The organism is Armatimonadota bacterium (assembly GCA_020354555.1).
Taxonomy (GTDB): Bacteria; Armatimonadota; Hebobacteria.
In genome coordinates this window covers 4866472-4875725 of sequence record CP070648.1, presented here as the reverse complement: position 1 = coordinate 4875725, position 9254 = coordinate 4866472, and the positions used below count along the sequence as shown (strand labels likewise).

Below are 9254 nucleotides of genomic sequence, written 5' to 3'. Positions count from 1 at the left end.
CCTTATACGCCGGATCGCGCCTGGGCCGGCCCGCGCGGCCGTATTGGCCATATGCCGGCGGCCTGGCGCGGTCCCTCGTTCTCGCCGGGCTCTCGCTGGTGCTTCTGCTGTTCCGGGGCGACCCCGTGGACGCGCTGCTCGGCTGCGCGTTCGGCGTCGTCATGGTCGCGGGAGTCCTCCGCGTGATGATACCCGACGAGGGCACGCCTGAGGGAAGCGGCCAGCAGGGCACGAACGGATGTCCTGTGATCCCCGCCGTGGAAGCAGGAGCAATCCTGGCGGTGATACTCGCGGCGGGCTGTGCCCTCGGGGTCTATCATTTCCACGACAGCGCCCTGCGCGGATGGTGGGCGTACCCGCTGGCGCTGGCCGCGCTGTGGACGGTGGGGCACGTCGTCGCGAACATCGCGTCGGCGTCGCGCTCCGCGGCGAAGTATCCGCTCCTGTCGCTCGCCGCGGCGGGCGTGCTGTCGGCGATCCTCGTGCTCGTCGTCGGCATGCGCCTGGCGGGGAAGCTGGAGCCGGTTGAATCCCTCGGGCTGCTGCTCGCCGGCGGAGTCGTGACCGCCGCGCTGGTTGCGTGGCTCGGCTTCAGCGTGGAGAAACTGACGTGGCTTAGGGCGATGCAGTCCTACGCGCTGGCGGGCGTTCTCGTGATCGTTCTCGTCGTGCTGAGCTTCAAGCTGCTGGCGGGATTCGGTGCGGCGGTCGCACTGCTCGCCGCCTGGGCCATCGCGGCGACGACCCTGGGGCTGGGGAACTCCACCGCGCGGGTGTCGGTGCTCGCGCTGGCAGTGGGCGCCGGCCTGTTGCTGCTGCGATTGTTCGTCGAGCGGTCCGGAGGCGCGGTAGGTGAAGTCGAGTTGTCCCTTCACTACACCCTAGTCGGGGTCGTGATCGGCGTGCTCCTGCCATTCGTTTACTCCTCGCTGCACATGCGTTGGGGACTGGGGAGGACCCTGCTGCTGGGAGTGCTTGGGGCGCTGTCTCCGCTGGCGCTGCTGGCGCTGTGGGGGCCGGATGCGGTGTTAGGCCTTATGGTCGGCCTGGTTGGCGCACAGGCACTCGGCTTGATGCTCGTGCCGCTTACGCGCGTGAGTCCCCAGATCACATTGTGGCATGCGCCGACGCCGCTGCTCGCGCTGGGGGCCGCGCTGGTGGCGGTGCAGTTCAGCCGGACGTTCGCCTTTCTCTACGAGATGCCGCGGTTGCACAAGGGCTATGTGGCCGCGGGCATAGCGGGAGTCGTGATCGTGTGGGTCATCGTCATGGCGCTGCTGCAGCTACGCGGGAGAATGCGCGCGGTTGCGGCGGAATCGCCGGGGCCGGAGGGATGAGATGAAACGCGGCGCTGCATGGTTACCGGCGTTGGCGGCAGCCGTCATATGGCTGGCCGCGATGACGATCTACCTCGCGCAGCAAGAGACACCGACCGGCTGGCTGCGCGGGAAGGCCGTGGCAGAGGAGACCGGTCAGCCGCTGCCCGGAGTGGAGATTCGCCTGCGCCACACGGCGGCGCCTTCAGGTGACGCCGGCGGCGGCGAGTTCGTCCTCCACACCCGGGCGGACGGGACTTTCGAGTCCAAGCGAATTCCAGCGGGCACGTATTCGCTGCAAGCGACCTCGCGCGCCCACCGGCTCCGCACGACCGACCTCGCGGTCGCGGAAGGCAAGGTGCAAGAGGTCAACCTCGAGTTGGCGCCGGTGCCGCCGTTCTTCGATCTGCGCATGCCGCAGCACGTCTTCACGCCGGACGAGACGCCGCAGGTGATCGCCCACGGTTTCCTGCCCGGCGATGCGGTGGAGTTTGCTTTCTATCGGGTTGACACGAGAACGCTGTTCCTGGAGAAGCGCGGCGGGCTGCGGGGGATGCTCTACTCCCAGCGGCCGCCTCGCCACCTCGTTATCGAGGGCAATCCCGCCCTGACCCTGTGGAAGCGCACGTCGGCGCGCATAACCCAGCGGGACGTCGAGGGCGTGTTCCGCCAGCGGTTCGACCTGCCCGCGGGAGAGGCGGGGGTGTACCTCGTCGTGGCCAAGGCGAACTCGATTCAGCGGCTGGGATGGGTGATGGTGACGCGAGTCGCGCTCATCACCAAGCGGTGGGGTGATCGGGTGCTTGCGTACGTCACCGATCTCAGCAGCGGCCGGCCGATACCCGGCGCGGCGGTGGAGTTCTCGGCTGAAGGCGGCGGGCGCGTCTCTGGCGTGACCGATGCCGACGGCCTCTTCGCGGCACGTCTGCCCGGGGAGAGACGATCGTTCTCGCTGCTGGCGCGCGCCGAGCACGAGGGTTCCGAAGCGTTCCTGACATCGTGGGTGTGGCGGGGCGAAGAGGACGGCGAAGAGCGCGTGTACGCGTACACCGATCGGCCCGTGTATCGGCCGGGCAACGAGGTGAGCTTCAAAGGCATCGCGCGTCGTTTTGCGGGCGCTGACTATGCCGTGCTGTCCAACGAGTCGGTCGAGGTCGAGGTGCGCGATCCGCGCGACACACTGGTGTACAAGGCGGCGCTGACAAGCAATGACTTCGGCTCTTACCACGCGGGGTTCCAGCTCAATGATGAGGCCCCCACGGGCTACTACCGCCTGTTGAGCACCTTCGACGGGGAGCCGCACGAGTCCGGCTTCGCTGTCGCGGAATACCGCAAGCCGGAGTACAGCGTTGAGGTCACGGCGGCGAAGAAGCGCTATACGCGCGGGGAGCGGATTCAGGCGCGGGTGGCGGCGGAGTACTATTTCGGGGCGCCGGTGGCGGGAGCGGATGTCGCTTACCGGGTGTACCGGTCGCCGTACTGGTTCTACCCCGGCGGTGAAGAGGGTTACTACGAAGGCGAGGAGTTCGAGGGGTACGACTACGGCGAGATAATCGAGGAGGGGCAAGCGAGAACCGGCCCCGACGGCGTCGCGCGGTTTACGATCCCCACCAGGCGCGAGACGCGCGGGCGGGACGAGCGGGCGGAGGAGATACCCTCGGACTATCGCTACGCGATTGAGGCAACAGTCACAGATGCGAGCCGCAAGGAGGTAACGGCAGACGGCTCGGTGCTCGTGACCCAGGGCGAATTCAGGCTGTCCGCTCGTGCCGTCAGCTACATCGCTACGCCGGGGGATGCCGTGGATATCGAGGTCGGAGCACGGGATTACCGAGAGCGCCCGGTGCGAGGCGTGCGCGTCACGGTCTCAGCCCAGCGCCAGGTGTGGGGTGCACAGGACGTGAGCCTTGAGCCCGGCCCGCGCGGCCAGGTGACGACCGACGCGAAGGGTAAAGCGACGTTCCGCTTCACGCCGCAGACGCCGGGTTACTACCGTATCGAGACCAGTGCCCGCGACCGGCGCGGCAACCAGATTCGCGGCAGGGGCTACCTGTGGGTGACGAGCGCGGTGTACGCCGACCTCGGCATGCCCTATCCCAAACTGGAGATCGTTGCGGACAAGGAGGTGTACCGCGAGGGCGACACGGCGGTGCTGCTCATCAACAGCCAGAGCAAGGGGGCGACCGCTCTAGTGACGGTAGAAGGGCCGCGCCTGTACCAACACCGTCTGGTCGAACTCAAGGGGAACTCGACGCGGGTGGAAATCCCGATCGAGCGCGAGTACGCGCCCAACTTCTTCGTGTCCGTGGCATTCGTGCGTGACAAGCAATTCGCCAACGAACAAAAGCGGATCAAGGTTTCGGTGGAGAAGCGGCGGCTGCGTGTGGAGGTGAAGCCGGACCAGCAGCGCTACGCGCCCGGCGAGCGCGCGACGTATGAGATCCGCACCACCGACTGGCGCGGCGACGCAGTGCGCGCCGAACTGTCCGTCGGCATCGTGGACGAGTCTATCTACGCGATCGAGGAAGAAAGGGCGCCGCCGATGGTGGAGTTCTTCTATCCGCCGCGTTGGAACCAGGTGTCTACGGACTACTCGTTCCCGCAGATATACCTCGACGCGGACAAGGGCGCCGCGGGGATCACGGTGCGCAAACGCTTCCCCGACACCGCCTATTGGAACCCGACGGTCGTAACCGATGCTGAGGGCCGCGCGAGCGTCTCCTTCGCCATGCCGGATACCCTGACGACTTGGCGCGCGACGGTACGCGGGGCAACCCTGGACACGGCGGTGGGCGAAGCGACGGCCAAGGCGCAGACGTTCAAAGAACTGCTGGTAAGGCTGGAGACGCCGCGGTTCGTGGTGCAAAAAGATCGGCTGACCTTGTCGGCGCTGGTGCATAACTACACACGAGCGCGGCAGGACGTCGAGGTATGGATCACCGCGCCAGGGCTGAGCGTCCGCGGGGGAGCCGGAGCCGAAGAACGGCAGCGCATGGTGCTAGGCCCGGACGAGGTCAAGCGTCAGGATTGGCAGGTTGACGTGCCTTCGCCCGGCGACAAGGCAATCACGGTGTACGCGAAGGCCCGAAGCGGGCTGTCGGACGCGATGGCGCTGACGATTCCGGCGCTGCCGCACGGGCGCGAGCGGGTGGAGTGGCGCAGCGGCGCGGTGCGGGATCAGGCCGCGGAGCGACTGAGCATTCGGCGGGACGCGGTGGCCGGCGCGAGTGACGTGCGCGTGCGATTCGCGCCGTCTATCGCCGCGGTCATCCTCGGCGCGCTCGAGTATCTCGCGCAATACCCCTACGGCTGCACCGAGCAAACGATGAGTTCCTTCCTGCCCGACGTGATCGTGGCGCGCGCGCTGCGGGAACTGGATCTGGCCAATCCCGAATTAGAGAAGAAGCTGCCGGACATGGTTCAGGAGGGTCTGGATCGGCTCTACGGGTACCAGCACGATGACGGCGGGTGGGGGTGGTGGCGCTACGACGACTCCGAGCCATGGATGACCGCGTATGTGGTGTACGGGTTGACGACGGCAAAGCGGAACGGGTTTGCCGTCAACCAGAATGCGCTCGACCGCGGCCTGGGATGGCTTGTGCGCCGCTTGAAAGACCAACGACACATGCGCGCGAATGACCGGCTGTACGTCTTGTACGTGCTGTCGCTGGCCGGTCGCGACGGCGTCGTGGACGGCCACGTGACGGATTTCTATCGCCGCTTGGACTCGCTCGATGCGTATGAGCTGGCGCTGCTGACGTCCACGCTGGTGGAACGCAAGCGGAGCGAAGAGGCGAAAGTGGCGGGCGAGCGCCTGTGGCGGCGCCTTCAGGAGACACAGGCGCTCGCGTGGTGGAAAGGGCGCGGAGATTGGGGCCGCGGCGGAGACACTGAGACGACGGGGCTCGCCCTCAAGGCACTGCTCGCGCTCGACCCCGATGACCCGAGGATCTACAAAGTCGTGCGCTGGCTCGTGCTGCACCGCGAGGGCAACTGCTGGGTGTCAACGCGCGACACGGCGTTCGTGCTCTTCGCGCTGACAGATTTCATGAAGGCATCGCAGGAGCTGCAGCCCGACTACCAGGCCGCGGCAATCCTCGGCGACGACGCGATACTCCAACGCCGGTTTACGCAGGACGATCTCTTCGCACCCGAGGTCGAGGTCAAAGCTTCCGGCGACGCGCTGCGCCGCGGCGAGAACCTCCTGAACCTGAGCAAGGAGGGTCCCGGGAACCTCTACTACACGCTCATCCTGCGCCAGTTCGTCGGGCAGGAGGATCTGCCCCAAGTCATCACGGGCGCGGGGATCTCCATCGAGCGGCAGTACTACCGCATGATCAGCTCGCGCGACCGACGCAACGGCGTCATCTCGACTACTCCCGCGCCCAACCCGACGACCGTTTTTCGCTCCGGGGAATCAATACTGGCCCGCCTGAGGATCACGTCGAGCAAAGAGTACGAGTACGTGGTGGTGGAGGATCCGCTGCCGGCGGGCTGCGAGGTCGCGGAACGGGGCGGCGTGGATCCCTGGGAATGGGGGTGGTGGTGGTCGGACATGGAGGTGCGCGACGAGAAGGTGGCGATCTTCGCGCGGCGGCTGCCGGCGGGCACTTCGACCATCGAATACCACCTGCGGCCGCAGATTCCGGGCGAGTACCACGTCATGCCGACGCAGGCCTATTCGATGTACAACCCGGACGTGCGCGGCTCCGGGGCGGAAACGCGAGTGAGGCTGCGATGAGGAGGCTGCGGTTAATGGGTGCGGGCGCTGCCCGTGGAGTCTGGTCGCAGAGGCGCGCGGCGATACGCGGGCTGGTGCTCGCGGTCGCATGCGTTGCATGCGCGGCGGCGGTCGCGGTGCTGGTGCGGCTGCCCGATCTGCCGGGAGAGGAGAAAGCCGTTGCGGCCTTCTCGACCAGCCTGAGCGGGCGCACGCGTTCGCAGGTGCACAATGTGCAACTCGCGCTGATGGCGCTCAACGGGACGCTCATCAGACCCGGCGAGGAGTTCTCATTTAATCGCACGGTGGGGCCGTGGACTGTGGATCGCGGCTACCGGCGCGCGCCGGTAAGCTATTCCGGCGAGATGGTGCGGGACTGGGGCGGAGGGGTGTGCCAGGCGTCAACGACGCTGTACAACGCGGCCTTGCTCGCGGGCCTGCCGGTCCTGGAGCGGCACCGACACCATTGGCCGGCGACGTACGTGCCGCCGGGCCGGGACGCGGCGGTCGCCTATCCCAGTATAGATCTGCGGTTCCGCAACTCGCTGGCCTCCCCGATTCGGATTACCGCGCGGGTCGCGGGAGAATCGGTGGTGGTGCGGCTGCATTCGCGGGAGCGCCCGCCGCAGGTGCGCGTCGAGCGCGAGATCATGGCGGTGGCGCAGCCGGCGACGGTCATGTGCCTCGGCCCGTCACCGACCGGGCGCGCGCCGAACCGCGGTCAAGCGGGGTGCGAGGTGGCGGTGTATCGCGTCTGGCGCGGCGCCGGCGAGCGGTGGGAATTCGTTTCGCGCGATACCTACCCGCCGCAAAACCGGCTCGTGTGGCGATGAAGCGAATGACACGCGCGGGTTCGCAACCTGAGCGCAGGCGGCGACCGGAGGTAATCGCACCCGTGGCGCGCGAACCGGTTTCCGCGTAGACGCTGCCGAGACTCTTCGCTCCACACTCCGTGTTCCGCTCTGAGTGACACGCTCATCTACCTTGCCCGCCTCTGGAACGACGACCGCGTTCACTGAGCCGTGACGGTGAGTGTGCCCAGGCGATAGCGGCGCTGAGTGTCATCGTCCGGCAAGGGGAGGGCGATGCGCGGCGTGCCGGTGCGTGTCCCCACGGAGACGTAAAGCTCGTATGTGCCTGGCGTGAGGTTTGAGGGCAGCAGGAAGTCCGCCTCCTGGGCGCGGGTCTCCGCCTGCCCGGGCGGGCCGACGGGAAGCGCGCGCACGTCGAAGCTCTCGTCCACGAACGCTCCGACGATGCCGCCTTTGTCGTCCTTGAGCGTGACCGCCGGGAAACCGCCCGCGTAGCACGGCGCGACGCCGGCGTGCCGCCACGCCGCAGTGAAGTCGAGGGGTGTCCCGGCGCGCGCTACCCCCGTCCACGAGGCCTCGACGAGCTGGAGCCGATATCCCAAGCGGCGGTTGATGCGGTCTATCAGCTCGCGATTCTCGCTGAGGAACTCCCGCGGCCACCAATGGATTGAGGCATAGCTCGCGTGGTACTTTTCGACCGCCTCGAGGTACTGGCTGCCGTCCTTCCAGTTGCCGCGGTCGCGGGAGCCGCCGTAGTGCTCGCACTCCAGAATCACCGGGCGGGTGGGCCAGAAGGCCGGGGCCAGGTGCGCGCTGAGGTAGGCGTTGTCTCCGCCTTGCACGAGGATGCTGTCGTCGCGCAGGGCCAGGCCACGGCGCGCTGCGTAATTGATTGCCTCATCGCCCCGGCCTTGCAGCACGAAGTCATCGTTGGCGGCGAGGAGGGTGTGCTTGAAGTGCTTGAGGTGGAGATCGATGTGCTTGATGATGGTCGCAGCGGAATAGGGTAACGCCGAGCTGTGATAGGTATGTCCTTCACCCCACACGCCGAACGAACCGACGTCGATGTACGCTACTTCCGGATTGCCATCGTAGCGGGCTGCGGCGGCGGCGAGGAAGTGGTCGAGCTTTTCGAGGAAGACAGGGTCGTTGTAGTCCGGCTCCCAGAACACGCCGTCGGGCTGGACTCCCTGGCCCGAAGTGAAGTTGTAGCCGTGCGCGCCCGCTTTCTCGACCCATTGCGGCGTCGCGTAGCGCATCCACGACTCGCTGCACGAGAACCGAAACGCGACCTGCTTGCCTTTCGCGATCCACCGCTGCGCGGGCGTGTCCACGACCGACCAGTTGAATCGCCCTTCCTCGGGTTCGACGTAGGACCACGGGATGCGAAGATAGACCGTCGTTACGCCCGGGAATTCGTCCACGGTGTCGGACGGCTCGAGGCGCGAGCCGTAGTTGGTCGGGACGTTGCTGTAGAAGTAGAGCACCCAACCCATGCCCGGGTTTGCCAGTGCCGCGCCGGTGTCCTGAGGGTGGACGATAGAGCGAGGCGCGGCGGCCCAAGCGCCGTCGCACAGGGCCATGGCAAGGATCAGCGCGATCCAGAGGATCTTCATTGGAGTATCTCCATCGTTGATATGCGAGCGGTTCGGCGGGTCCGATGCGGCAACCTGCCATGCCGGCCGGGGCAAGGAGGTGCGCGCACCGAACTGGAAACATGGCTTGGGTGCGCCGTTCGGCGCATACCTATGCATTCCAGTGAACCAGGGAAGCGCATCACATGAAGACGATTCACGAGCCGGGTAGAGAATTGCCGATTGTCGCCGAGCCGGATGTGGTTGTCGCCGGCGGGGGCCCGGGAGGCATCATGGCGGCGCTTGCGGCGGCGCGCACGGGCGCCAAGACGCTGCTCGTGGAGCGTTATGGTTTCCTCGGCGGCATGGCGACGGCAGGGCTGATGACGAGCTTCAACGGGTTTCGCAACGAGCATCCGCCGAATCACGTGCAGACCGTGCGCGGCCTGGCGCAGGAGCTTGTTGACCGTCTGCTCGCGGCGGGCGGGGCGTGCGGCTGCACCGCGCACGGGAACTTCGGGCCGCTGAAACCGGGAAGTGCGCCATATGCGGTCAGCTTCGACCCGGAGATCCTGAAGACGGTCGCGCTGGAGATGCTGTCCGAGGCAGGCGTCCAGTTGATGCTGCACACGACGTTCAGCGACGCGTCAGCCGCGGGGCGCAGCGTGACGGCGGTTGTCGCGGAGAGCAAGTCGGGGCGACAGGCGATTCGGGCGCGCATCTACGTTGACGCGACGGGCGACGGCGATCTCGCGACTCGTGCCGGCGCGCGGTACGAGAAGGTCGAGAAGACCGGGCAGCGGATGATGGGCATGACGCTGATGTATCGCGT

At 67.0% G+C, this 9254-nt stretch carries 5 protein-coding genes; 4 read left to right on the top strand and 1 reads right to left on the bottom strand.

Going from position 1 to position 9254, the window contains the following annotated elements; genetic code table 11:
- The 3 genes from JSV65_20030 to JSV65_20020 all read left to right on the top strand — a co-directional run.
- The coding region (locus JSV65_20030; protein UCH34774.1) for a hypothetical protein at positions 1-1337 on the top strand (1337 nt) is incomplete at its 5' end.
- Between the two features lies 1 nt (position 1338).
- Positions 1339-6057, top strand: a complete 4719-nt coding sequence (locus JSV65_20025) for a carboxypeptidase regulatory-like domain-containing protein (GenBank protein ID UCH34773.1) — start codon at positions 1339-1341, stop codon at positions 6055-6057.
- Between the two features lie 14 nt (positions 6058-6071).
- Positions 6072-6869, top strand: coding sequence for a VanW family protein (locus JSV65_20020; GenBank protein UCH34772.1), 798 nt, complete (start codon positions 6072-6074; stop codon positions 6867-6869).
- Between the two features lie 179 nt (positions 6870-7048).
- Here the strand turns inward: JSV65_20020 and JSV65_20015 are convergent, their stop codons facing one another.
- Positions 7049-8464, bottom strand: coding sequence for a DUF4832 domain-containing protein (locus JSV65_20015; protein ID UCH34771.1), 1416 nt, complete (start codon positions 8462-8464; stop codon positions 7049-7051).
- A 164-nt stretch (positions 8465-8628) separates the two neighbouring features.
- Between JSV65_20015 and JSV65_20010 the strand changes: the two genes are divergently transcribed.
- The coding region (locus tag JSV65_20010; protein UCH34770.1) for an FAD-dependent oxidoreductase at positions 8629-9254 on the top strand (626 nt) is incomplete at its 3' end.